General features: G+C 35.6%; 22 protein-coding genes. 5 read left to right on the top strand and 17 right to left on the bottom strand.

Annotated features, from left to right (window positions below; translation table 11 throughout):
• The 6 genes from mraY to BM203_RS00090 form a co-directional block, all read right to left on the bottom strand.
• Entirely contained in the window at window positions 1–963 is a 963-nt protein-coding gene (mraY, locus tag BM203_RS00115) for a phospho-N-acetylmuramoyl-pentapeptide-transferase (protein WP_090091759.1), read from the bottom strand.
• Between the two features lie 5 nt (window positions 964–968).
• A complete protein-coding gene (locus BM203_RS00110; protein ID WP_090091758.1) occupies window positions 969–3,134 on the bottom strand; it encodes a penicillin-binding transpeptidase domain-containing protein in 2,166 nt (721 codons plus the stop codon).
• Complete coding sequence (gene ftsL / locus BM203_RS00105) at window positions 3,134–3,496, bottom strand: cell division protein FtsL (protein WP_090091756.1); 363 nt, start codon at window positions 3,494–3,496, stop codon at window positions 3,134–3,136. The genes BM203_RS00110 and ftsL overlap by 1 nt, the downstream gene beginning before the upstream one ends.
• Before the next feature lie 15 nt (window positions 3,497–3,511).
• Window positions 3,512–4,459 carry a 16S rRNA (cytosine(1402)-N(4))-methyltransferase RsmH gene (rsmH, locus tag BM203_RS00100; protein WP_090091754.1) on the bottom strand — a complete coding sequence of 316 codons (948 nt, stop codon included), beginning with the start codon at window positions 4,457–4,459 and terminating at the stop codon, window positions 3,512–3,514.
• 6 nt (window positions 4,460–4,465) lie between these two features.
• The gene (gene mraZ, locus BM203_RS00095) at window positions 4,466–4,897 is read right to left on the bottom strand and encodes a division/cell wall cluster transcriptional repressor MraZ (protein ID WP_090091753.1); all 432 of its coding nucleotides are present in this window, start codon (window positions 4,895–4,897) and stop codon (window positions 4,466–4,468) included.
• A gap of 146 nt (window positions 4,898–5,043) precedes the next feature.
• Complete coding sequence (locus BM203_RS00090) at window positions 5,044–5,370, bottom strand: DUF3397 domain-containing protein (RefSeq protein WP_090091751.1); 327 nt, start codon at window positions 5,368–5,370, stop codon at window positions 5,044–5,046.
• A 98-nt stretch (window positions 5,371–5,468) separates the two neighbouring features.
• Between BM203_RS00090 and BM203_RS00085 the strand changes: the two genes are divergently transcribed.
• Complete coding sequence (locus BM203_RS00085) at window positions 5,469–5,600, top strand: DUF4044 domain-containing protein (protein ID WP_090091749.1); 132 nt, start codon at window positions 5,469–5,471, stop codon at window positions 5,598–5,600.
• Between the two features lie 30 nt (window positions 5,601–5,630).
• On the opposite strand, the gene mreD is transcribed toward BM203_RS00085, so the two are convergent.
• From mreD to BM203_RS00040, 9 genes are all read right to left on the bottom strand, one after another.
• Window positions 5,631–6,161, bottom strand: coding sequence for a rod shape-determining protein MreD (mreD, locus tag BM203_RS00080; RefSeq protein WP_090091747.1), 531 nt, complete (start codon window positions 6,159–6,161; stop codon window positions 5,631–5,633).
• Window positions 6,161–7,012: a rod shape-determining protein MreC gene (gene mreC / locus BM203_RS00075; protein WP_090091745.1), complete on the bottom strand. Its 852-nt coding sequence runs from the start codon at window positions 7,010–7,012 to the stop codon at window positions 6,161–6,163. The genes mreD and mreC overlap by 1 nt, the downstream gene beginning before the upstream one ends.
• A 48-nt stretch (window positions 7,013–7,060) precedes the next feature.
• Complete coding sequence (locus tag BM203_RS00070; protein WP_090091743.1) at window positions 7,061–8,065, bottom strand: rod shape-determining protein; 1,005 nt, start codon at window positions 8,063–8,065, stop codon at window positions 7,061–7,063.
• Between the two features lie 97 nt (window positions 8,066–8,162).
• Window positions 8,163–8,786: a JAB domain-containing protein gene (locus tag BM203_RS00065; RefSeq protein ID WP_090091741.1), complete on the bottom strand. Its 624-nt coding sequence runs from the start codon at window positions 8,784–8,786 to the stop codon at window positions 8,163–8,165.
• Window positions 8,787–8,823: 37 nt separating this feature from the next.
• Entirely contained in the window at window positions 8,824–9,501 is a 678-nt protein-coding gene (locus BM203_RS00060; RefSeq protein ID WP_090091739.1) for an HAD family hydrolase, read from the bottom strand.
• Window positions 9,479–10,759, bottom strand: coding sequence for a bifunctional folylpolyglutamate synthase/dihydrofolate synthase (locus BM203_RS00055; protein ID WP_090091737.1), 1,281 nt, complete (start codon window positions 10,757–10,759; stop codon window positions 9,479–9,481). The genes BM203_RS00060 and BM203_RS00055 overlap by 23 nt, the downstream gene beginning before the upstream one ends.
• 1 nt (window position 10,760) lies before the next feature.
• A complete protein-coding gene (locus tag BM203_RS00050) occupies window positions 10,761–13,400 on the bottom strand; it encodes a valine--tRNA ligase (protein WP_090091736.1) in 2,640 nt (879 codons plus the stop codon).
• Window positions 13,401–13,669: 269 nt separating this feature from the next.
• On the bottom strand, window positions 13,670–14,887 hold the full coding sequence (gene thiI / locus BM203_RS00045) for a tRNA uracil 4-sulfurtransferase ThiI (RefSeq protein WP_090091734.1): 1,218 nt from the start codon (window positions 14,885–14,887) through the stop codon (window positions 13,670–13,672).
• 6 nt (window positions 14,888–14,893) lie between these two features.
• On the bottom strand, window positions 14,894–16,051 hold the full coding sequence (locus BM203_RS00040; RefSeq protein WP_090091732.1) for a cysteine desulfurase family protein: 1,158 nt from the start codon (window positions 16,049–16,051) through the stop codon (window positions 14,894–14,896).
• Window positions 16,052–16,844: 793 nt separating this feature from the next.
• Here BM203_RS00040 and BM203_RS00035 point away from each other — a divergent pair.
• Window positions 16,845–17,324, top strand: a complete 480-nt coding sequence (locus tag BM203_RS00035) for a hypothetical protein (RefSeq protein WP_090091730.1) — start codon at window positions 16,845–16,847, stop codon at window positions 17,322–17,324.
• A gap of 623 nt (window positions 17,325–17,947) precedes the next feature.
• Here the strand turns inward: BM203_RS00035 and ezrA are convergent.
• Window positions 17,948–19,663: a septation ring formation regulator EzrA gene (ezrA, locus tag BM203_RS00030; protein ID WP_090091728.1), complete on the bottom strand. Its 1,716-nt coding sequence runs from the start codon at window positions 19,661–19,663 to the stop codon at window positions 17,948–17,950.
• A 381-nt stretch (window positions 19,664–20,044) separates the two neighbouring features.
• Here ezrA and rpsD point away from each other — a divergent pair, with 381 nt between their 5' ends.
• From rpsD to BM203_RS00015, 3 genes are all read left to right on the top strand, one after another.
• Window positions 20,045–20,656 (top strand): 30S ribosomal protein S4, encoded by a 612-nt coding sequence (rpsD, locus tag BM203_RS00025; RefSeq protein WP_090091726.1) that lies wholly within the window; start codon window positions 20,045–20,047, stop codon window positions 20,654–20,656.
• 71 nt (window positions 20,657–20,727) lie between these two features.
• On the top strand, window positions 20,728–21,201 hold the full coding sequence (locus BM203_RS00020) for a DUF1694 domain-containing protein (RefSeq protein WP_090091724.1): 474 nt from the start codon (window positions 20,728–20,730) through the stop codon (window positions 21,199–21,201).
• Window positions 21,201–22,508 carry a replication-associated recombination protein A gene (locus BM203_RS00015; RefSeq protein WP_090091722.1) on the top strand — a complete coding sequence of 436 codons (1,308 nt, stop codon included), beginning with the start codon at window positions 21,201–21,203 and terminating at the stop codon, window positions 22,506–22,508. Before BM203_RS00020 ends, BM203_RS00015 begins: the two co-directional genes overlap by 1 nt.
• 124 nt (window positions 22,509–22,632) lie before the next feature.
• Here the strand turns inward: BM203_RS00015 and BM203_RS00010 are convergent.
• Window positions 22,633–24,440, bottom strand: a 1,808-nt coding sequence (locus BM203_RS00010; RefSeq protein ID WP_208856616.1) for an SLAP domain-containing protein, incomplete at its 5' end; no start/stop codon positions are given.

Genomic DNA, 24,440 nt, shown 5'->3' with positions numbered 1-24,440 from the left:
CTATCCCCAAATTAATAAATATAGAATACTTCCGATTAAGCCAACCGTCCAAAACAAAAAGTCAACTTTCCACTCAGAAAATCCAATCATTTCAAAGTGATGATGAATAGGTGTCATTTTAAAAATTCGTTTGCCTGTAGTTTGATAAGAAATTACTTGCATAATGACACTAGCGGTTTCACAAACAAAGACAATACCAATTAGCAAGAGTGACCAAGGATGATGTAAAAATACACTTACAGCTGCAAGACCGCCTCCTAGTGCCAACGAACCTGCATCCCCCATAAAAATCTTTGCTGGTTTATGATTAAAAATAAAAAATGAGATTAACCCACCGATTATGCTCATACAAAAAATTAAAATAGAAAAATTCTTTTGCTTTAAAGCAATATAAGCATAGGTTGCATAGGCAATAATTGACAATCCAGTTGCTAAACCATCAAGTCCATCAGATAAATTGACAGCGTTTGAAAAGCCAACTAGCCAGAAAATAACAAAGGCCGTAAATACAACAACACTACTAATAGTTCCGATTAGTGGTAAGAAAAGTGCAAACTTAAAATTATCTTTCATTGCAATGCAGATAATCGCAATAGCAATAAAAATTTGAAAAACAAATTTTTGCCAAGCTTTCAATCCTAAATTGCGCTTATAAAATAATTTAATACCATCATCTAAAAAGCCGATAATTCCATACCCTAGTAGGCTAATTAGCAAAATATATATCAAATTATTCATTTTATTTTGCCATATCGAAACCCAAATAGTTGTAATAGTGGCTGCAATTACAAAAACAACACCGCCCATTGTGGGAGTACCAGATTTTTTTTGGTGCCACTTTGGACCTTCATCACGAATTTTTTGTCCTTCATGATGTGACGACATAAAAATAATCATCCACGGAAGAAAAATTCCGGTCAATACTAGTGAACTAACTAATGCGATAATGCTAATAATCAGCATAAATGCTACTCCTTTAATTTTACTTTAATTTTGCTTGATGGATCTATTACAGTATCTGGGGCAATGTTTTGCTTATAAACTATTCCAGACCCACTAATATTTATTTTGTTCGTAATCAATCTTGATAATTGATATAGATCATCCCTTTTCCAGCCCTTCAAATTAGGCATCTTAACATTACCTTCTGTCAGTACCATTAAATTGCTACCAGATACTCGTTGAGTTCCTTGTGAAAGAGCTTGTTTTGCTATTTTATTTTCTGTTCCTAAGATAATCAAATTAACGCCAGTTTGACGAGCTTTTGTCTTTGCCTCAGCAACAGTTAAATTTTGTAGATCAGGAATTTTTATTTTTATTGATTTGTCCACACTATTTTTTGACATTAAAATAACACGGTTCATCATTGGTTTAAATATCGAGGCCAATATAACTTCTGCGGGCTTGGACATTCGCTGTGGCTGTTTCATTGTGATATAAATACAATAGCGCGGATGCTTTGCTGGCGTAACACCAACAACTGAGAAGATATAGTTATTACTTCCCTTTAGATAGCCACCACCTTTTAGTCTTGCTATTTGTGCTGTACCTGTTTTTGCTGCAATACTTTCTTTATTGATGTGGTAAATAGATCCTGTACCAATTTTTTTATTTAATACGCGTTTCATATTGGACAAAACTACTTGAGCGGTTTCTTTTGAATAAATTGGTTCACCCACATTTTTAACTTGATAACCATCTATTACTTTACCAGCAGAGTTGGTCGTTTTTTCAATAAACTGTGGTTTAACCATTTGTCCATCATTGGCTAAACTACTAAATGCTTGCATCATCTGCATTACATTGACATTAACTCCTTGCCCAAAACTAGTAACAGCTTGATCGATTGGAGATTGAAAAGTTATAAATCCAGGCTGTTCGCCAGGTAAAGTGACATTAGTTTTTTTACCAATCCGAAATTTTTCCAAATAATTACGCCACGTCTTAGCTCCCATCTGTTGCTCAATATGAACAAATCCTGTATTACTAGAACGTGGAAATGCCTGTGAGTAGGGGATACTACCCCATCCTTGTGTTTGCCAATCATGGATAACTGATCCTGAAACGGTCACTGCGCCTGAATTGTAATACTGATTAGGATGATAATTGTGACTATTGACTGCAGCAGCTAGTGTCAACACTTTGAACACTGAGCCTGGCTCGAATGTATCTTGTACTAAAATATTACGATAAGAATGTGAAATTCCCTTTTTCGTTTGCGGGTTAAACGTCGGACGTTGCGAAGCTGCTAAAACTTTACCAGTTTTCATATCTTCTATCACTGCGGTCATCGATACAGGTTGATAATTTCTTTGGACATAGGATAAACGATTTTCCAAATAATTTTGTAATTGAGAATCAATTGTCAAATAAAGATTTTTACCATCAATAGGTGCCTTATATGTTTGAACACTATTAGGTATCTGATAATTAGCCGCATCAACTGAAGAAATTTGATATCCATCTTTTCCAGATAAAACATCATCAAACCACGCTTCAAGCCCCATTGTTCCAACCAAAGATTCTGACTTGGTCTTTTTGTCATATTTTGGAGTGGCAATTCCGATAATATGAGAAGCAAAATTTCCATTTAAATATAAGCGCGATTGCGTTTCAAAAAATTTAATACCAGGCAATTTCATCTGCTCAATTTCATCTTTTTGTTTCTTAGTTAAGCCAATACCAGCCGAGCCAAATTGAACTTGAAAAGCAGCATGCTTAGGTGAAAGATAATGTAGAATTTGCTTAGTCGACAAAGGAAGGACTTTTGCCAACTTTTGAGCAGTTTTTGTCTTATTAATTACGTATTCAGGCTTATTTTTATAATTGATTGAAGATTTATCTAAAATAGCGTAAATCGTATATAAGTGTGAGTCTTGAGCAACCGCTAAACCGTTACAATCATAGATAGTTCCTCTAGTTGCTTTTAAAATTTGATTACGCTTATATAATTGCTCTGTTTTTTGCGTTAAATCCTGGCTATTAACAGTTTTAGAGATACCTATATATAAAAATCTGCCTGTAAATACAAGAAAAACCAAAGCTACAGCCAGCTGAAAAAATCTGCCAACTATGATACGGTACCCGTGAGCTTTGGAATTGGGATTGTTTTTTTTATTGTCTTGTTCATTCATTAGTGTATAGTCCTAATGTTTTTATCAATTAAAATTAGTCCTTGGCTACGCGCAATTCGATTTATTCGCGAGCTTGAGGTTAGTTCTCCGAGTTCTTGATGTAAGTCACTAACCTCACTTTTTCCCCTGTCAACTGATCGTTGAATATTAGTTAATTCATGTTGTGCTGAAGTTACAGTAATACTGGCAGATACAAGAATCGTCATCATACTAATCGTAATTATAGTTCCTAAAAACAATATTATTTTTTCAAACCCACTCCAAGGAACGTACTGCTGCGTAATAGATTGGTGTTGTTGCTGTTTGGATTCAAGTTCTTCTTTGGGATCATATTCTATTTCCCTTGCTAAATTATCAGCCATTGTTATTTCCCTTTATTATAGTTTTTCCGCAATTCGCAACTTGGCACTGTGTGAGCGGTTATTATTTTTTAGCTCTTCAGAAGAAGCAGTTATTGGTTTGCGATTTACCAATTTAAGGATAGGTTTAATACTATCTGGAATCATTGGCATTCCACGCGGCACTTCAACTTCCGAATACTTCTTAAAGATATTTTTTACAATTTTGTCTTCATCAGACTGAAAAGTAATTACACTAATTCGACCACCTGGCTTAAGTAATTCTATTGCTTCTCCAAGTGATTTTTCTAATACTTCGAGTTCATGATTTACGGCAACTCGTAAAGCCTGAAAGGTCTTTTTAGCTGGATGCCCCCCAGTTCTTCTGGCAAATGCTGGAATTGCCGCCTTAATAATCTCAACCAATTCAAAAGTTGTTTCGATTGGCTTTTTTTGTCTATTCTCTATAATCTTTTTAGCAATTTGCCGTGAATATTTTTCATCACCAAATTTATACAGAATATCCGCTAATTCTTTTTGACTTGAAGTATTTATTAACTGGTAAGCATCCAGACTTTGGCTCTGATCCATTCTCATATCAAGTCGAGCATCAAATCTATACGAAAAGCCACGTCCCGCCTGATCAAATTGGGGTGAAGAAACTCCTAAATCATAATAAATGCCATCTATACCAGTTGCATAGCCTAACTGATTTATTTCTGATTTTAAATGACTAAAATTGTTATGTATTAGCTTTAGTTGTGGCTTACTACTAGATTTTAGTACATTGGCAAAATTAGCTTTTGCCATTTGAATCGCATACTCATCCTGATCAAAACCAACTAGTGTACCATTGCTTAACTTACTTAATAAATATTCTGCATGTCCGCCACCACCAAATGTTGCGTCTACATACAGACCATCATTCTTCAGTTTTAAATTATCAATTGTTTCGTGTAAAAGTACACTGGTGTGTTTAAATTCCATAATTATTTATAGTTCAATATCATCGAAATCTTCAGCAATGTCATCATAATTTTCATTAGCCTGCATACTAAATTCATCCCAACGTTCTTTTGACCAAATTTCTATTCGATCAGAAACGCCAATGATTACACATTCTTTAATCAAGGATGCATGTTTCTTTAAAGTTGTGGTCAGATTCACACGTCCTTGCTTATCGAATTCGCACTCCATTGCACCAGAATAAAATAGTCGCGTAAAACTACGAGCATTCCTTTTAGTCAATGGAAGGTGAGCTAATTTTGCTTCCATGACTGCCCACTCTTCTGTGGTATAACCAAAAATGCAACCTTCCATGCCGCGAGTGAAAATCATTTTATCACCAATTTGATTACGCAAACGAGCAGGTATTATTAACCGACCTTTGCTATCAAGATTATGGTGATATTCACCCATGAACATGACTTAGCCCCCTTCCAAAGAATAATTTACCACAATTCACCACTTCCTACCACTCTTTAGTTACAAAACATTAAATATTTATATTTTCTTTTAAAAAATAACAGAAGACCGAAATTATTTAAAATTTTCGGTCTTCTTAAAATACATTAAATTAGCATAAACATTAAGCCAATATACCAAAAAATTGTATTAACAGTTAAATAATCCCAAATTTCACGCATTATTTTATCTAGTGCTATATTCTTATTTTTTATTGCCTCAGCAATTGTCAAAATAATAACTAAAATGAAAAAAACGAAAAAACCATAAGGTAAAAATTCTGGTTTACTTTGCTTCAATGAAATTAAATGACAAGCACAGATAAGAAAGAAGGGTAAGATATCATATCCACGAAATTTAGCTCTTGGAAATAGTTTATTTAAAATAACAGCACAAACTAAACCTAGTAAGGGTAATCCAAATATTAAAAACATACTTTAGCCTCCTCAGTACTAAATCATATTTTAGCTTAACAACTGTTTGAAAAAAACTAATAAGTAGCATAAAATATTGTTCATGCAGGAGGTTAATCATGTCACGCAAACGTAAACAAAAAAAATCAGGTTTTCAAAAACTTACAATTGTTATGGCTTGGCTTATGGCAATTTTTACATTAGCTGCTATTGCAATGCCAATAGTTAGTGCATCAGGAATTTTTGAATAAAAAAAGTGGGAGCTCTTCCCACTTTTTTTATTATTGATAATTATTCAAATTAACCAAAAACGGATACTTAATTGCTAAACTACCCCAGATTTTGTATGTAAGACAAGCGAATAAAAATGACCACCCAATCGTTGTGGGCAAGCTCCATAATAAATCTAAAGCAGAAACATTTATTACCCCAGTAATTTTTAAAATTAGCCAACTATAAGCATTTACACCAACTACAGCAATAATTATTATTAGCATTCTTGCCCAAAAAACTTCTGGCAAAAAACGAGCTACTTTTTGTAAAAGCCAACATGTTGTAGGTAAAGCAACGGCATAAATTCCAATAATACCGTAAAAATAAATGTCACTGATTATTCCAGCCCCCAGTGCAAGCCAAATTTCATTTTTATTTGTATCGTCAAATAAAGCAATCAGCATTATTCCTATTGGTAATAACAAATTAGTGCTTGAACCAAGCGAAAAAAAATCGTGTAAATAAAGGGCTAAACTGGCATTAATAACTAAAGCAATATAGAGTGCAATCGCTAACACAAATCTCTGCAGAGAACGCATTAATCAGTCACCTTTCTTTTAATTACCGAAACCACTGTTGGATCATTTAATTCCCCAGCTGGTCTCAGTTTAAGTAAGTCAGATAATCCAAAAGAATCATGTGTCGTTGCGGCAATCGTACCAATTAATAATCCTTTAGGTGAATTGCCACCCATACCACTGGTATATACTTTAGTCCCGCGCTTTAACTTTTTCCCATCAACGGCTTGAGTAAAGGCTAAGCTTTTAGTTCCAATAACAGTAATAATACCATGTACTTTTTTGCCATTTACTGCTTTTGCTTCAACAGCAAATCGATTAGCCGACTTATCGGAGGTAGTGATTAGTTCTACTTTAGCACTAGCTGCACTAACTTCTACGATTCGTCCAATAACTCCTCCACCAGACATAACCGCCATATTTTTTTTCAAGCCAGAAGTTGTTCCTTTGTTTATGATAAGCAAATCGCTCCAACTATCTGGTGAGCGCGCAATGACTGAGGCCTCAATCGTATCAAAATCCGTCAATGATTCTTTCAGTTTCAGTGCTGATTTTAATTGCTTATTTTCAGTTTCAAGGCTAGAATTACGCGCTTCTGTCTGCTGCAATTCTGTTACTCGGCTCTTTAAATAATTATTTTCGTCTTGTGTTTGCAAAAGATTGTGCACATTACTTAATGTTCCCGAAATTAGACTAATTGGATAATCAACCAACCTTGTACCAACTGCCACTGCATCATTTCCAAAACTTTGAATAACTAGCGGCGTACTTCTTTTATTACGTAAACTAACACTAGCGCCGAGAATCGAAAAAATAATAATAATTACAATACATACTGATAATAGTTTTTTATTTTGTAGAAACTTTTTCATCTGGAATTGATCCCTAAAAAAGCCGGCAAAAAGAGCCGACTTTATATATTATTTGCGACTTCTACGCATTATTTCAATATTTTTAAGTGATTCTCCAGTACCGATTGCAACACAATCAAGTGGATCTTGTGCAATAAATACAGGCACTTTAGTTGCTTCTGAAATCACATCAGGTAAATTCTTTAGCAACGCTCCTCCACCAGTTAAAACGATTCCATGATCAATTACATCTGCAGCAATTTCTGGAGAAGTTTGCTCAAGTGTCTCTTTAATAGCAACAATAATATCTTGCACAACATCTTGAATTGCTTTTGCAACATCAACTGCTTTTACATCAACCGACTTTGGTAAACCAGTAACTAGGTCACGCCCCCGAATATTAATTGAATCGATAGTTTCCGCCTTTTCAACTGAAGCAGAACCAATTTGAATTTTAATATCTTCAGCAGTACGTTCCCCAATTAATAAATTAAAGTTGGAATGTACATAATTTATAATTGCGGCATTAAATTTATCGCCAGCTTGACGAATAGAAGTTGATGAAACAATTCCACCAAGTGAAATTGTTGCAACATCCGTTGTTCCACCACCAATATCAACTACCATTGAACCTGTTGGATCCATTACAGGTAGTCCTGCTCCAATTGCAGCGGCAAATGGTTCTTCAATTACAAAAGCTTCACGAGCCCCGGCCACGCGAGCAGCATCGATAACTGCTCTTTTTTCAACTTCTGTAACCCCTGATGGTACACAAATCATTGCTGAAGGCTTCGCATTACCAACTGTCTTTTCAATGAAGTACTTCAACATTGCGGCAGTTGTATCATAATCAGCAATTACTCCATCCTTCATTGGCCGAATTGCGACAATACTTGCAGGTGTTCTACCAATCATTTCTTTAGCTTCTGAACCAACTGCGATCACTTTATTGGTCTGAGTATTCTTTGCTACTACTGAAGGTTCTCTAAGTACAATACCTTTACCTTCCATATAAACAAGAGTATTGGCTGTACCCAAGTCGATGCCAATGTTTTTTGCTCCTAATCCAAACACGAAAATCTCTCCTTAATTACTGCAGTCTCTAAATCTTGGTTAATTATAGCATAAAGTGAAACAGAAAAAAGATTTGTAGAATAAGTTTAAGATGAATTTAAAACAATTGATGCTCCTGCATGCTGAAATATTGCCCCTTACCTACAATAAAGTGATCTAAAAAATCAATGTGCATCATTTCGGCACAACTCTGTAAACTTTTAGTTAATTCGATATCACTCTTAGATGGCATCAAGTTGCCACTTGGATGATTATGAACGACTATGAAGCCCGCACAAGCATAAATAACTGCCCACCGAAAAATTTCTCTTGGATGTGCAACCGACTTATCTAGCGTCCCAATAAATAATTGCTTTTCAGCAACAATATGGTTACTGTTGTCAATATAAATTGCCCATAATTGTTCTTGTTTATGTCCTGCTAATTTGTCCGTTAAATACATCCCAACCTCATTACTTGAGGTCAAGACTGCTTCACGATCAGGAACTGCAAAGCGTAGACGCTCAAGTAAATTCTCACAAATAATAGAAATATTCTGATCACATTCATCATTTGAAATGAATTTTAGTAACTCATTAAAATTAGTAATATGTAGTTGTTTCAATTTCAATGAGAGCTCTTCAAAACGAGTAATTCCTTGTTCTGTTAATTGATCAAAAAGACTATTCATTATTTCAAAATCTGTATTAATTAAATAGTGCTTAGATTTAATAATTTCCATATAAATCATCCCTTTCACTATTTAATACGCAAAAAAACTAAATTTTAGCTAAAAAGTCTTTAAAACTTGATCTAATAAACGTAGCTATTTTTAGATCTTCCTTTGTCGCCGGTACTAAGTCAGGAATCATTACACACTTAATGCCAGCATTGACTGCTGCTTGTAATCCAGAAGATGAATCTTCAAAAGCTAATAGGTTCTTTTTCGGTAAAGCCATTTTTTCAGCAGCTAAAAGATAAATATCTGGTGCCGGTTTGGGATTGACTCGGTTATTTTTAACATCTGCGGCATTTAAATGAAAATAAAAATAGTTACGGGTGCCAGTTACCCATAAGTTATGTTCAACAACTTGTTCAGTATTACTTGTGACAATTGCCATCGGTATTTTGCACTTTTGCAAATAGTCAAGAGTTGCTTGCACACCAGGTTGTAACTTTAATTTCCCTTCGTCTGTCCATTGCCACACTAAATCATCTGTTTGCTGAATAAATTCCCTTTTCTGCTGATCATTTTGGAAATAATTTTTATAAAAATCAGCCATACTGGTGGCTGACGCACCAACTAGTTGTAAATAAAGATCAGCTGGCATCTTAAGACCAGCTTTGCGCGCCGCTTGGATATTTGCTTGCCAATATAATTCTTCCGAATTAACTAATAAGCCATCCATATCAAAAAGAACGCCTTCTATTTCATTATTTATGCCTTTTATTTTCATACTTTTGCTCCCATTGCAAAATATTGCCAACCAAATAAAACGAACCTGTTACTAGTAGTATATCATTAGGCTGACTTTTTTGACGTAGCTGTTCAAAGGCAATTTGCCAATCTGCTTCGTATGGATACTTATTTTTAATTTGCTGCGGGAAATCATCCTTGTTAGCAGCCCTAGGATAATCAATAGTGGTTATATGAACCTCATCATTTTCTTCAAATAAAGAAAAAATTGGGGTAAGATCTTTATCTCGCATTAACATTATGAGAATACGCACTTTACCTTGACGTCTTTGTTGTTGCTGGTGAACAAAATGCAATAAATTTTGCATTGCCTGAATATTATGCGCCCCATCAAGCACAACTAAGGGATTATTTTGAATAATTTGGTAGCGTCCAGGGATAACCATTTGATCAAGAGCTAGTTCAATTTGATTATCGGCTAGTGGAATCTGCAAAAGGCTAAAAGCTTTAATTGCAACTGCTAAATCATAGCATTCAACTAATGGTCTGGGCGATAGCGTTACTTGCCTTTTTTGATCAGTATACACTGCCGCTGTAGCAAGATTTACATCAAAATCAACGCCCAGCTGATATAAAGGAGCTGCTTCAACTAAAGCCTTTTGCTTAATAAGCGGTAATACTTCATTAGGAACATTACCTAAAATAACTGGTCGCTGGTGCTTAATTATGCCACTTTTTTCACGTGCAATATCTTGAATTGTTGGTCCAATTAAAGCTTCATGGTCAAGCCCAACCGTCGTAATTATACTAACTTCCGGTACAATTACATTGGTTTTATCATGCTGACCACCAATACCAACTTCAATTACGGCATAATCACATTTAGCTTGAGCAAAATAAATAAAAGCCAGTACCACTTCATATTCAAATGTAACTAATGAAAAAGACGCATTATCTTGGCGCAGTTGTGCCAAAACTTGTTCGACCCTGTTTGCAATTCTAAGTAATTCAGATTCACTAATATACTGACCATTAATCTGAATTCGTTCACCAAATTCAAAAACATAGGGCGAAACAAAAAGGCCAGTCTTTTGACCGGCTTTTTGTAACAAGTTGCTCAAGTAATACGAAGTTGATCCCTTGCCATTAGTACCTGTAACATGGATTGTTTTAACTTGATTTTGCGGGTTACCTAGTAAATTAAGAACCTGCTTGATGTAAGTCAAATCAGCTTTTTCATGCGTTTTTGGCAAGGCATATAAATAAGTTAAAAAGGCTTGAGAATTGTTAAAAATCACATTATTCACTCTTTTTTAAATCTTGAATTCGTTGTTGCACACTAGCTAGTTGATTTTCATAATCAGCCAGCTTAGCTTTTTCTTTGTCAATTACAGCAGCAGGAGCATGGGCAACAAAACCCTCATTGCTTAATTTTTTAGTTGCCCGTTCAACTTCAGCTCTAAGGTCTTTTTCTTCTTTTTCCATACGCTTAATTTCATCATCAACGTTTACCAAATCAGCTAGCGGAATAAAAATTTGCGCTCCCGACACCACAGCGGTTTTAGCCAATTTAGGTGCGACAATTTCAGTGGCAATCGTCAATTCTTTCGGATGTAAAAAGTTTTTCACATATTCAGCATTATCAGCCAAAATTTTTTCATTATTAGCATCCTCTAGTTGAATCATGATATCAATTGGTGAAGATAAAGGCGCATTAACTTCCATACGAATGTTGCGCACTGCTTTAATAATTTCAATCAAGAAAGCCATGTCATGCTGGGCTTTATCATTTACAAATTCAGCGTGAAATTCTGGATAAGGAGCAATCATGATTGATTTACCTTCATGTGGCATGGACAACCATAATTTTTCAGTTACAAATGGCATAATCGGATGAAGAAGTCGCAAAATTTGATCCAAAATCCAGATTAAATTATTTTGTTTTCTAGTCTTTAATTGGGCATCGTTACTGTTTAAAGCAACCTTAGAAACTTCGATGTACCAGTCACAGAAATCATTCCAGATAAAGTTATATAATTCTCGCCCAGCTTCGCCAAACTTATATTCATCGAATAAGCGAATCACTTCACTAACGGTATGATTTAACTGCGCAAAAATCCAGCTGTCAGCCAAATCAAACTGCTTAGTATCAGGCATATGAGCTGGCTGCGCACTTTCTGGTAAATTCATGATTACAAAACGAGCAGCATTCCAAATTTTATTAATAAAATTCCACGCAGCCGATAATTTATTTGGATTATAGCGCGTATCCTGACCTGGAGCAGTTCCATTAAGTAAAAACCATCTTAAGGCATCAGCTCCATATTCATCAACGACATCCATTGGGTCAACCCCATTGCCCAGTGACTTACTCATCTTGCGTCCTTGTTCATCGCGAATTAAGCCATGTAAAACTACATCCTTAAATGGACGTTCATGAGTAAAGTGCAAACTTTGGAAAATCATACGTGAAACCCAAAAGAAAATAATATCATAGCCAGTTACTAAGGCATTAGTTGGGAAATAACGATTAAAGTCAGCAGCCGTTGTATCAGGCCAACCCATTGTCGAAAATGGCCACAAAGCACTAGAGAACCACGTATCCAAAACATCAGTATCTTGGTCCCAGTTTTCAATATCATGCGGTGCTTCTTCACCAACATACATCTCACCTGTCTTTTTATTGTACCAAGCTGGGATGCGGTGCCCCCACCAGAGCTGGCGTGAGATTACCCAATCATGCACATCTTCCATCCAATGCTCTAGCGTTTGCTCAAATCGTTCTGGAACAAAGTTAACCTTGTTGGCAGTTTTTTGATTTGCCAATACCTTTTCAGCTAAAGGCTTCATTTTCACAAACCATTGAGTTGAAAGACGCGGTTCAACTTGAACACCTGAACGTTCAGAGTGACCAACTGAATGCACAATTGGTTTTATCTGAATAAGGTATCCCTGCTCTTTTAAGTCCTTAACTAGAGCTTCACGACAAGCAAAACGATCCATGCCTTGATATTTTCCTGCTTGCTCATTCATTGTCCCGTCGTCATTCATTACATTAATTCGTTCTAAGTTGTGGCGATTACCAACAGCAAAGTCATTTGGATCATGGGCGGGCGTAATTTTTACTAGTCCTGTTCCAAATTCAGGATCAACATGTTGGTCTTCAATAATTGGAATTTTACGTCCAACTATTGGTAGAATTAATTCCTTACCGACAAGGTCTTTATAGCGTTCATCCCCATGAGCCACAGCTACTGCCGTATCACCAAACATAGTTTCTGGTCGAGTGGTTGCAATTTCGACAAAACCAGAGCCATCAGCAAAGGGATACTTGATGTGATAAAAAGCCCCTTTATCATCCTGGTGAATAACTTCAATGTCACTTAGTGCTGTTTGCAGTTGCGGATCCCAATTAATAATATATTCTCCGCGATAAATTAACCCTTCATTATACAATTGAACAAAAACTCGCTTAACAGCCTTAGATAGTCCTTCATCTAAAGTAAAGCGCTCGCGTGAATAATCAAGCGACAAACCCATCTTCGCCCATTGACTTTTAATGATATTAGCGTACTCATCTTTCCAGTCCCAGACTTGTTTAACGAATGCTTCACGTCCCATCTGGTGCCGATCTTTACCTTGCTTACGCAATTTAGCCTCAACTTTAGCTTGAGTAGCAATCCCGGCATGATCCATTCCGGGTAAATATAGCGTATCGTAGCCTTGCATCCGTTTAAAGCGGATTAGAGTATCTTGAATTGCCGTATCCCAAGCATGGCCCAAATGTAACTTTCCCGTAACATTTGGTGGTGGGATTACAATAGAATAAGGATGGGCTGTTTTATCTCCTGATGGCTTAAACAAGTCTTGATCAAGCCACGCTTGATATCTACCTGTTTCAACCTCATGGGGGTCGTATTTAGGTGCTAAATCTGTCATAAATTTCCTCCAATAAAAAAGTCCTAGACAATCTTGTCTAGGACGATATAATAACCGCGGTACCACCTATCATTAAGCAAAAATATTGCTTCCCTTAATCTAGTGATAACGGACCTTGATACCGGACTAGCCTACTTTAAATTCAGCTAATCAATTAAATCAAGCTACCAATTAACCTTCATTCGGTCTTTCACCAACTATGGACCTTTCTCTACTTATAAGATTAATACCTCTTGATTATTTCTTTAGATAGCATTATAGCATGTTTTTTATAGCAGTGCAGTATCTTCTGCTGCTTTATCGGCTATAAATTTATCACCAGGATAAATAGTCGTTATTTTAATACCAGCTAGGGCGCGCTCAATTAAGCCCTCAACATCTAGCCGTGCTTCAAATTCGCGTGCTTTATCAATTCTTGGCTTAGTTTTAGGACGGGGTGGGGCAAAGATTGTGCAACAATCTTCAAATGGTTGAATTGATAAATCAAAGGTACCAATTTGTTCAGCTAAACGAATAATTTCAGTCTTGTCCATTGTAGCAACCGGGCGCACAACCGGAGTTGTGGTTACATCGTTAATTGCTGCCATTGACTCCAATGTTTGCGAGGCCACTTGTCCCACAGATTCTCCATTGAAAATAGCTAGTCCTTTTCTTTTAGCTCGGATTTGATCTGCTAAACGTAACATAAAACGACGTTGAACTGTCATCAAATAACCTTCTGGTAACTTTTCTTTAATAGTTTCTTGAATTTCGGCAAATGGAACTGCAATAAAATTAATTCGTCCTGCATAGTTAGCCAATATTCCTGTTAATTCTTTAGCTTTGTTGAGGGCTTTCTCAGTCGTATATGGCGGACTATAGAAATGAACCATATCAATGTCAACCCCCCGCTTCAAGGCTAAGTATGATGCAACCGGAGAATCAATTCCGCCTGAAAGCATCATCACTGCTCGACCTCCAGTTCCAACAGGCATCCCACCTGCGCCATGCAATAATTGGTTAGAAATATATACTGCATCTTGGCGAACTTCAAGTCTTAATACCAAATCAGGATGTTTCATTTCTACTTTTAAGTTGGACATGTTTTTAAAAAGATAGTCCCCCACTAATTGATTTAACTCATTCGTATCATAGGTAAAGTTATGGTCACTACGCTTGGTATTAACCTTGAAAGTCATTCCCTCTTGGTAGGTCTCTTTCATCAAAGCAAGAGCAGTTTCTTCAATTTTAGTCAGTGTTTTTTCTACCTTAATTGTTGGTGAATAAGTTTGGATACCAAAAACTTTCTTTAAACGCTGATCTATTTCCGCAAAAGGTGCGTCGTTTAAGACAATATGCATCCGATCATGACGCGGATGAAGCTCAATTTGCGGGAAATCGCGTAATACCCTAGTAACATTACCAGCTAAACGACCAATAAAATCCTTTCGATTCTTTCCTTTAGTTGAAAGTTCGCCATAGCGAACCATAATTTCAGTATATTTCATCAAATCTTATTCTCCTAAGTGATTAATTGGGGCAAAATGACGGTAAATCTGGTCAAAAACACTAATAAATTCATCAGCTTCGGCTAAAGTATTAGTTTCATCAAAACTCAAACGAATAGCACTTGTGGCTTCTTTATCATCCACATGCATCGCTACTAGTGTACTTGCCTGATCAGTTTTTGTTGATGCACAAGCAGAAGTCGTAGACGTATATATATCATGCTCTTCTAAGGTGTGAACAAGTGTTTCACCCCTAATTCCCTCCAGCGCAAAACACAAAATATGTGGTGTAAACCCCGCATTTACTGGTGAAAAAATTTTAATTCCTGGTTTATCCTGTAGATAGTTAACTATCCTATCTTTAATGGTCTCTTCTTTGACAGCATTACTTTTTTCATTAGCTAAGAGCAAACGTATTGCTTTAGCCATACCTGCAATTGCGGGTAAATTTTCAGTACCTGAACGCAAACCTTTTTCTTGACCACCACCATCATGCAGTGGCAAAACCATCTTCCCCGCTTTCTTGTAAAGAATACCAGTTCCCCGAGGGCCGTGAAACTTATGAGCCGAAAGGCTAGAAAAATCAACTCGTGGTGTAAAAACCTGTGACCAAATATTTTTACCAAGTGCTTGCACATTATCAACGTGAAAATGAATATTGGGATAATTAGTTAATAAATCACTGATCTCCTCAATTGGTTGAATAGTACCAATTTCATTATTAACTCCCATAATGGAAACTAAGGTTGTTTCCGAATCTAATGCATTACGCAAATCATTGACATTAACGCGTCCTGCTTTATCAACAGGTAAACGAGTTACACGAAAGCCCAAATTTTCCAAGGCAGTAAAAGCATTTGCTACTGAAGCATGTTCAACACTAGAAGTGATTAAGTGATGCCCAAATGCTTGTTTTTGCAAAGCCGTTCCTTTAATTGCCCAATTATTTGATTCTGTACCGCCAGAAGTAAAGAAAATTTCATTGGTTTTAGTACCTAACAGCTGAGCAATTTGTTTACGTGAGCTTGCTAGCAATTGATATGCCCGATCACCTAATTTATGTAAACTAGATGGATTACCCCAAATATTCTGTGCAACTTGAGTATAAGTATCTAAAACTTCTTGATCAATTTTAGTCGTTGCGCTATTGTCAAAATATATCATGTAATAAAATTCATCCCCATGTATTTCTACACTTTTCGCTCATATCAGTGTTTTATAGCATAATTAGCTTCGTATAAATTCACTTAAATTCGTGAAAAATCCATATTTCTGTCCCTTTTACGCCCCCAAAATGGGAGACATCAGGATTTTTTGCCAATAGTTATTCTAACATCTTAACAGTCTTTTACAAATCGGAAAATTTTTATAGAAGTTTACACAAAAATAAATTACTCCAGACCAGTGTCCAGAATGGGTAACTTGTTTAAAAAACAGTTAATAATATTGTTCAAAATAATGTTTATTTTTTCACCGTACTCCACTTAGCAGATAGCCTCTATTCAATTTGTCAGCTTTCAAAGGTGAACCAGTTAACTTCAATACCATCGTTGTACTTTAACATACTTAAAACATACTTAACTTTTTATCATTATTTGGATTTGGTTCCGCCCAAATCATTGCCCTATACTTTTTAGCGACTGCTGCTCAATTATAGTAGTTTTCATCAGCTAAACCAAATGAAAAAGAAGAAGTATCCTACAGTAAAATAGTTAATGAGGTTATTCAGAACTTACTTGCTAGTAAACTAGACGCTTTACCCACTTCTGCTAGAAAAAAATATAATAAGTTGTTAGATATAGCTAAGCAGCAAGACTACCTCACTCATAATTAGATTTTAGTATAGTATATTTTATTCTATATAAAACTCGTAATTTTAGCTATATTTCTTTATCACCAATAATTGACAGCGTTTTCTTTAAGCGCTAATATTTTAGTGTTGAAATGAGGAGAAAAAATGAAATTTAAAAAAATATTAAAAGCTTTAGCTGCTACACTAATGTTTACTGTAACTGGAATGGTATTTTCATCAACAGTCCATGCTAAATATGTGGGACATAATGCTACTCCCACAGAGTTAAGAGGTAATTGGTACGCCTATAAAGGACACAACAAATGGACTCATATAAAAATTACTAAACATGCATTTATATATGACGGCAAAGTTAGTTGTAGTTTAAATAAAAAGGGAACTCAAAAATTGCATGTAATGCGCTATAAGCAAAATGGTAGACCTTATTATGACATGAATAAGTCTAACTATCATTACCAAGAAATTGGTTCGTTCTGGTTATCCAGAAGCAAAGTACAAGATAGAAGAGTAATGAAGTCTTACTACAATATGGGATATTTCACTGTCTATACAAGAAATAAAATAAAGCATGACTATTCTTATGAAGTTAAAGGTGCCGGCTACATGCAACAAATCGGTAAATAGCCAATCAGTATTAGTTAGACCACTGTCAACTTTACATAATAGCCATTAAATAAAGTTAACAAAAAGTCGCACTAAATTAAGACAAATCTTTTTCCCCTAATATTAGTTTGCAAAATCAAAGCCGGATGGCATTAATGAATCCTAATTTTATAGGATTCTTTTTTACTAAATAATAAAATTCATCTATTTTATTAAAGGATAACAGATGTAGCAAAGAAGACTTATTTTAAGCCTGCTTCTTTCAGAATTGCATCTTGTGTGCATTTTTAATCCTTTACCACCATTAATTGGACCTAAGATATTTTTCTTTTTGTTATCCATTATTAGTGAAATGCCTTATTTCTCAGCTACATCATTGTACTTCATACCTATAACATAATCATGTTATGCAATTATCTGGCTCTCTGCATAGATCACGAAAACGAAAAAATCACTCGTGAAATTTATTTATATGTAACGAACAAACAATCTGAAAAGTTACAATAATATGATTCTAAAAAAACGGGTCAAAACTGTTCCTCGGCTTAAATTATTGATAATAATGTGTTGAAAAACAGATTTAAATCTTATTAATCATTCTTTATTTAAAAACAGACCTAGATTATTAGGTCTGTTTTTAAATATTAGCTGTTTGTTTTTTCTGAGTAATAAAGATTTTCTAAGCGCTGATATGAACCAGGTTCTACTCTTTCAATAGCTGTCGCAATCGTATCAAGTGCTTCCTTATAATTATATTCTTGGCTATATAGTTGTAGTGCTGTTTTTTGTGCAACTCTCACAGCATTATTTGTTGCATATTTATTAGAATACTGCATGGTTAACTCAACTAAACTTGCCGAATTAACAATATCATCAGCTTCACGCTTTAACCGTTCAACATCATCGGAGATATTAATTAATTCATTGGAAATTTTTTCCATATTAATTCGAACTTGATTAAGCTCTTTAGCCACATGACCAATCTCATTAACAACTAAAGTGTACATTTGCACAAAAGTATCAGGCATGCCAGGTAATTCTTTACGTTCTAAGCGACGATAAACCAATGACACTTCTTGCTTATACCGGTTAATTGAATCAATTGCAACATTTTCAGCGTCATACAAGCCATCAACATCTTGAGCCATCGCTTTTTGTTTAGAACTGATTACTCGCAATCTCTCCAATATGTGCAACCATGAAGCTTTAATTTCTGAATACACGCCTTTACCATCAGCAAGATTTTGTGTATCAACTGTATATTGACGATTCATATCGTTAACTTCCAATTCAAGCTTACGACTAGCTTCGAGCTCATTATGTGTCAATTCATAACTTTCATCAATGTGCCTTAATTTTTGAATTAAATCTTTCGCCTCGACCTGTTGATGTGACAGCAAGCGTTGAATTTTATCTTGATTGTCTTCCACAAATGGACGCGCCTTATATTCATTCTCCAAAAGTTGATATAAAGCAGCTATATTAGACTTAATACTTTTAATTTGTTGGTCTAAATCTTCAATTTTTAAATGGGTTAACAGCTGTCCTGCATTATCAACCAGCTCATAATTTTTTTTGATTTCAGCTAAAACATCAACTTGATTAATACAAAACCTGGATGCTTTCATTTTCTTATAAACTTCTGTTAATTCCTTTAACTGATTTTGAAATATTGTGTCAAGTTCACGTCTATCAGCTCTAATTTTAGGCAAGACATTGTCAATAGAAATAATTGCCGCTCTAATTTTTGACAGAACTCGCTTAGCTTCAACTTGATCTCCTTGTGCAGTCAAACTTTTGGCTTCCGCAAAATCACTTTCTACATTAGTTAGTTCATCTTCTAACTTATCAAGAGCAGAGCCATATTCAAAAGATCCAGCTAAAACCTGTTTACGCATTTTTTGATATTTTTTATTTAAATCCTCATACTGCATTTGATTTTCACGGTTTGATTCAAGCAATTCCGTAAAAACATCATTCGTATTCTTGGCATCTTCAAAAGTTGACTGCATAATTGCTTGAGCTTGTTTAATATTTTTGTGTGCCCTAATGAGATGATAGGAAGTATTTTGCCCTGCAGCTTGATCCAGAAGTTCTTGAACTTGAGGTATTCTCTTATTGGCTGTTTGTTCATAACTTTTACGCCAAGTGTTAAATGTTGTCAGACTTTCACCTGCTAAATCCATTTTATCAAGATTGACAATATCTGCATCTAGGTTCATTCGGTCTATTTTAGCAATCAGATCATCAAGCCCAATAATTTCGTGTAGCTGTCTTCGATTCACAATGAGCATAAATGCTATAACAATAATAATGATTAAAATTGTAATTATTACAACTATGGACTGAGTTGGTGACATATTTTTCCTCCAAAACTAACCCAATTATACCAAATTTATTTAATACTGTGCTATACAGTTTATCAAAATAGACAATAATTTAGCTGGCAAAAAAATTTAGCTAAAGCATGATTAAATCTAAAAGGATAAAAATTTTCTTATTATACTAACTTAACGACCTTAACGACTTTTTCTTGCTTTAACATAGTTTAATCGTTATAATATGGGACGTGTAAAATATTTGCAGCCATAAGTGACAAGAACGTCAACATCTTAATACGTTTTAGTGAACGAGTAACCGACGCTGCAACAGGCGAAAATGAAAATTAAGATGCACGAATGTTGAACTTATATGTAATATTTTACTCCAAAAACTGTTATCAGATTTTATTGGAGGATTTTATGTCAAGATATACAGGTCCAAGTTGGAAACGTTCAAGAAGATTAGGTATCTCACTTTCTGGTACTGGTAAGGAACTTAGTCGTCGTAACTATGCTCCTGGTCAACACGGTCCTAATTCACGTGGTCGCTTATCTGAATATGGTGAGCAGTTACATGAAAAGCAAAAATTGCGTTGGATGTATGGACTAAACGAACGTCAATTTAGAACATTATTTAAACGCGCTGGTAAGATTCGTGAAGGTGAACACGGTACTAACTTTATGAGCTTACTTGAATGCCGTTTAGATAGCCTTGTTTACCGCCTAGGCTTAGCTACTACTAGAGAACAAGCTCGCCAGTTAGTTAACCACGGTCATATTACTGTTGACGGTAAGCGCGTTGATATTCCTTCTTATGAAGTTAAAGTTGGTCAAATCATCAGCTTAAAGGAAAAGTCAAAGAACTTACAACAAGTTAAGGATGCTCTTGAAGCAGCTGTAGCTCGCCCATCATTTGTTTCATTTGATGAGAACAAGTTAGAAGGTTCTCTTGTACGTCTTCCAGAACGTGATGAAATGGAACCAGAAATTAACGAAGCTCTAGTTGTTGAATACTACAACAAGTTACTTTAATTTCTTTATACGAAAGCCCCTTCTCCCATTTAGGAGGGGTTTTTTTCTTACTTGAAAGGAGACAACAATTAATGTCTGAAGATTTAAATACTAGAGTGGCTAATGCTGCCCAAGGTATTAGTCCCCAAACGCTGCCTGATGAACGCAGAAGATTTTTAGGTTCCTTGCGTGAACGAGTTCTAGTTAGAATGACTAATGCTGAAACTCAAGATATTAGCTTAATGGAACTTTTTTTGTCTCACTTTAAAGATTATATTGGCTATGAAATTTTGTTAAATATTAATTTGAAAGATGAATTTTTAAGTAAAATTGAAACCAATTGTAGTAAATATAAGATTACTTTTACACTTATTAATAATGAGACCGCTCAAACAAATCCTGATGATACTGCTGTTTTAGTTGTTGCCAAAACAGCAATTAATAAAATGAGAATTGAGATTAAACAGGTTTACGCTCCTGAAATGGAAAAAGTAGCATTACCTCAGAATAAGACAAAGCAAAAAAAAATTGGCTTTTGGCGATATTTTTTTAATGGGGATAAATAATGAAACCGTTAGCTTATAGAATGCGACCTCAGAATTTAAATGAAGTTGTAGGTCAATCGCATTTAATTGGTCCTGGGAAAATTATCAGGCGCATGGTTGAAGCAAAATTATTGTCCTCAATGATTCTTTATGGCCCCCCAGGCATTGGTAAAACAAGTATTGCTAGTGCAATTGCTGGTTCAACTAAATATGCCTTTCGCATGCTTAACGCTGCTACCGATGGTAAAAAGCAATTGCAACAGGTAGCTACAGAAGGCAGAATGAGTGGTACTGTGATTTTACTGCTAGACGAAATTCACCGCTTAGATAAAACTAAGCAGGACTATCTACTGCCAATGCTTGAATCAGGAGAAATCATTTTAATTGGAGCTACTACTGAAAACCCATATATATCAATTTCACCTGCAATTCGTTCTCGCTGTCAAATTTTCGAATTGCGACCACTGGAATTTGATGAGATAAGTGCAGCAATTGATCGCGCTTTAGCAAACAAAGAAAATGGATTAGGCAAATATCAAGTCCAGTTAACTCCTGCGGCCAAAAAATTATTAATTGAAAATGGTAATGGTGATTTACGTTCAACTTTAAATGGCTTGGAATTAGCTACTCGTTCAACCAAACAGGAATTACTTACGGCAAAGAAAAATATTGCTAAAGGTTTTACAATTGACCAACAAGAAATGGCTAATTCAATCCAAATGCGTAATCAAAATTTTGATGCTGATGGCGACGGACATTATGATCTCATTTCAGCCTTCCAAAAGTCAATTCGCGGCTCTGATACTGATGCTGCACTGCATTATTTAGCTCGGTTAGTTGAAGCCGGTGATTTAATTTCAATCTGTCGTCGTCTCAGCGTAATTGCATATGAAGATATTGGTCTTGCTAATCCTGCAGCTGTTCAGCATGCAGTAATTGCAATTCAAACAGCTCAAAGTATAGGCTTGCCTGAAGCAAGAATACCATTAGCTAATGCGGTGATTGAACTATCTTTGTCACCTAAAAGTAATAGTGCAATTAGTGCAATTGATGCAGCTTTAGCAGATATACGTACACAAGATTATGGCAGTATTCCGAATAATTTAAAAGATACACACTACCAAGGTGCTGAAAATCTAGGACATGGGAAAAATTATATTTATCCTCATTCTTTTCCTGGCGATTGGGTGCCTCAACAATATCTTCCTGATAAGTTATTAGGTAAACAATATTTTATGCCGAAAGGCAATTCTAAAATTGAGAAAGGCTTGCAAAAGCAATATAAAATTCTTCATGATATGCAAAAAAATGGCTTACAGAATAGTTAAACAAGTATTAGACTTGCGTTTTAAATAAATTTAAGTAGCTAAAAATACATAAAAAGGCAGAGAAATTAAATTCTCTGCCCTTTTTATTTGCCTAAGTCATAAATCTTAGGCGCGTTTTACTTAATTAAGAAACTACTTTAAAGTTAGCTTTTTTAACATTTTTATTATTGTCTGTAATATAGTACATCTTACTCTTAATTTTAACAGGACTACCGTATGTCTTAACAAGATGATTTTTCTTTAAAACCTTTTTGCCGACCCGATTACCATACTGACTATAAAGATAAGCATTGTGACCTAAGCTTAACTTTTTTCCGTCAATATTTCCCGCAGCTATGTACATACCATTGTCTAAAGTATAGTATGAGTTCCCATTAATCTGCTTCTGACCAGTTGTATTAACTACAGAGCCTGCATTTAAGATTAACTTGTTGCTACGCTTTCCAGTCCCATCATAAATATACGCATTATGTTTAAGCGTCTTTTCAACTGATGGCTTAGTATTATTGTCAGCAACTGGTGTATTAGAAGTTACTGCAACACGTTCAATTTTAGTAGCAAGCTGAGATCGCAAAACATTGGCAGCTTTAACATACTGATTAGTAGCGATTATAAAGTACTTTTTACCCCTAATCTTTACAGGAACGCCATATGTTTTCACTTTCGTACCTTTCTTCAAAGTTGGTTCTGTTTTAATCCTCTTACCATATTTATTATAAATATAAGAATTATGACCTAACTTCTGTACAAGGTATTGTGCATTACCAGCTGCAATATAATATTTTCTATTACTTGCACCTTGATCTATAGCAACATAATATTGTCTCCCAGCAATATTTTCAAGACCATAAGTTGTCACAATTGAACCAGCTTTGAGAACGACCTTATTACTGCGTTGCCCATTTTTATCATAAACATATGCATTATGCATTAAAGTAATATCTTTACCTTTTTCCTGATCGTTACCGGTGCCATTGCTAGTTCCATTGCCAGTTCCGTCTCCGTTACCTGTGCCACCAGTTCCATTGCCAGTTCCGTCTCCGTTACCTGTGCCACCAGTTCCGTTGCCAGTTCCGCCTCCGTTACCTGTGCCACCAGTTCCATTGCCAGTTCCGCCTCCGTTACCTGTGCCACCAGTTCCATTGCCAGTTCCGCCTCCGTTACCTGTGCCACCAGTTCCATTGTCAGTTCCGCCTCCGTTACCTGTGCCACCAGTTCCATTGTCAGTTCCGCCTCCGTTACCTGCATTTGGTACTAAGTTATTAACAATATTTTTAATTGCTTCATCACGAGCTTTATTTACTTCAGTAGCATTTGGTGCTTGATCAATTGTTCCAGGAGTAGTAATTGTCCCATTAGCTTTACCTACTTCTTGATCAATTTTATCCTTGATAGCTTTCTTTTCTTCACTAGTATAATCTGTTTTATCAGTATGCTTAAGATCATCAACTTTTTTCTTAGCATTCGCTGCAGCATCTGCTACTGCACCTTTGGCTATCTCTTTTTCAGCGGCTAATTTATCCTTGTTTATAGCAGCTGCCGATGATCCAGTTGCATTTTTATGATTTTCAAAAGCCTTATCAGTTGTTGAAGTATCCGCATCTGGTCCAAAGTTTGTGTGCAATTTGTCTATAGCATCCTTATGACTTTGTGCTATCTCTGCTGCAGCATCGGCTTTAGCTTTACTAATGGCATCTGCATCGGTCTTACCAGCATTGTCCTTAACGGCATCAATATCAGCGATTGCCTTGTCTTTAGTTGTAGTTACGGCCGCACTATCAGTCATTGTTGGGTCGTCGATCTTACTAATCGCATCTTTGGCAATTTTATCAACTGTATCTTTATCTGCTTGGTTAGTTAAGCCAGGTTTAACCTTATCAGCTTCTGCCTGAATTTCAGCCTTGGCCTTGGCTTTAGCAGCAGCTAAATCGG

It is taken from the genome of Lactobacillus bombicola, from assembly GCF_900112665.1.
Taxonomy (GTDB): domain Bacteria; phylum Bacillota; class Bacilli; order Lactobacillales; family Lactobacillaceae; genus Lactobacillus; species Lactobacillus bombicola.
This window is presented reverse-complemented; position numbering and strand designations above follow the sequence as displayed.

Coding starts and splice junctions, on each gene's coding strand:
- BM203_RS00035 (WP_090091730.1), top strand. CDS start 16,845: ATGAAATTTAAAAAAATATTAAAAGCTTTAGCTGCTACACTAATGTTT.
- BM203_RS00060 (WP_090091739.1), bottom strand. CDS start 9,501: ATGAAAATAAAAGGCATAAATAATGAAATAGAAGGCGTTCTTTTTGAT.
- BM203_RS00065 (WP_090091741.1), bottom strand. CDS start 8,786: ATGGAAATTATTAAATCTAAGCACTATTTAATTAATACAGATTTTGAA.
- BM203_RS00050 (WP_090091736.1), bottom strand. CDS start 13,400: ATGACAGATTTAGCACCTAAATACGACCCCCATGAGGTTGAAACAGGT.
- ezrA (WP_090091728.1), bottom strand. CDS start 19,663: ATGTCACCAACTCAGTCCATAGTTGTAATAATTACAATTTTAATCATT.
- BM203_RS00020 (WP_090091724.1), top strand. CDS start 20,728: ATGTCTGAAGATTTAAATACTAGAGTGGCTAATGCTGCCCAAGGTATT.
- ftsL (WP_090091756.1), bottom strand. CDS start 3,496: ATGGCTGATAATTTAGCAAGGGAAATAGAATATGATCCCAAAGAAGAA.
- mreC (WP_090091745.1), bottom strand. CDS start 7,012: ATGAAAAAGTTTCTACAAAATAAAAAACTATTATCAGTATGTATTGTA.
- thiI (WP_090091734.1), bottom strand. CDS start 14,887: ATGAAATATACTGAAATTATGGTTCGCTATGGCGAACTTTCAACTAAA.
- BM203_RS00015 (WP_090091722.1), top strand. CDS start 21,201: ATGAAACCGTTAGCTTATAGAATGCGACCTCAGAATTTAAATGAAGTT.
- rsmH (WP_090091754.1), bottom strand. CDS start 4,459: ATGGAATTTAAACACACCAGTGTACTTTTACACGAAACAATTGATAAT.
- rpsD (WP_090091726.1), top strand. CDS start 20,045: ATGTCAAGATATACAGGTCCAAGTTGGAAACGTTCAAGAAGATTAGGT.
- BM203_RS00090 (WP_090091751.1), bottom strand. CDS start 5,370: ATGTTTTTAATATTTGGATTACCCTTACTAGGTTTAGTTTGTGCTGTT.
- BM203_RS00110 (WP_090091758.1), bottom strand. CDS start 3,134: ATGAATGAACAAGACAATAAAAAAAACAATCCCAATTCCAAAGCTCAC.
- BM203_RS00085 (WP_090091749.1), top strand. CDS start 5,469: ATGTCACGCAAACGTAAACAAAAAAAATCAGGTTTTCAAAAACTTACA.
- mreD (WP_090091747.1), bottom strand. CDS start 6,161: ATGCGTTCTCTGCAGAGATTTGTGTTAGCGATTGCACTCTATATTGCT.
- mraZ (WP_090091753.1), bottom strand. CDS start 4,897: ATGTTCATGGGTGAATATCACCATAATCTTGATAGCAAAGGTCGGTTA.
- mraY (WP_090091759.1), bottom strand. CDS start 963: ATGCTGATTATTAGCATTATCGCATTAGTTAGTTCACTAGTATTGACC.
- BM203_RS00040 (WP_090091732.1), bottom strand. CDS start 16,051: ATGATATATTTTGACAATAGCGCAACGACTAAAATTGATCAAGAAGTT.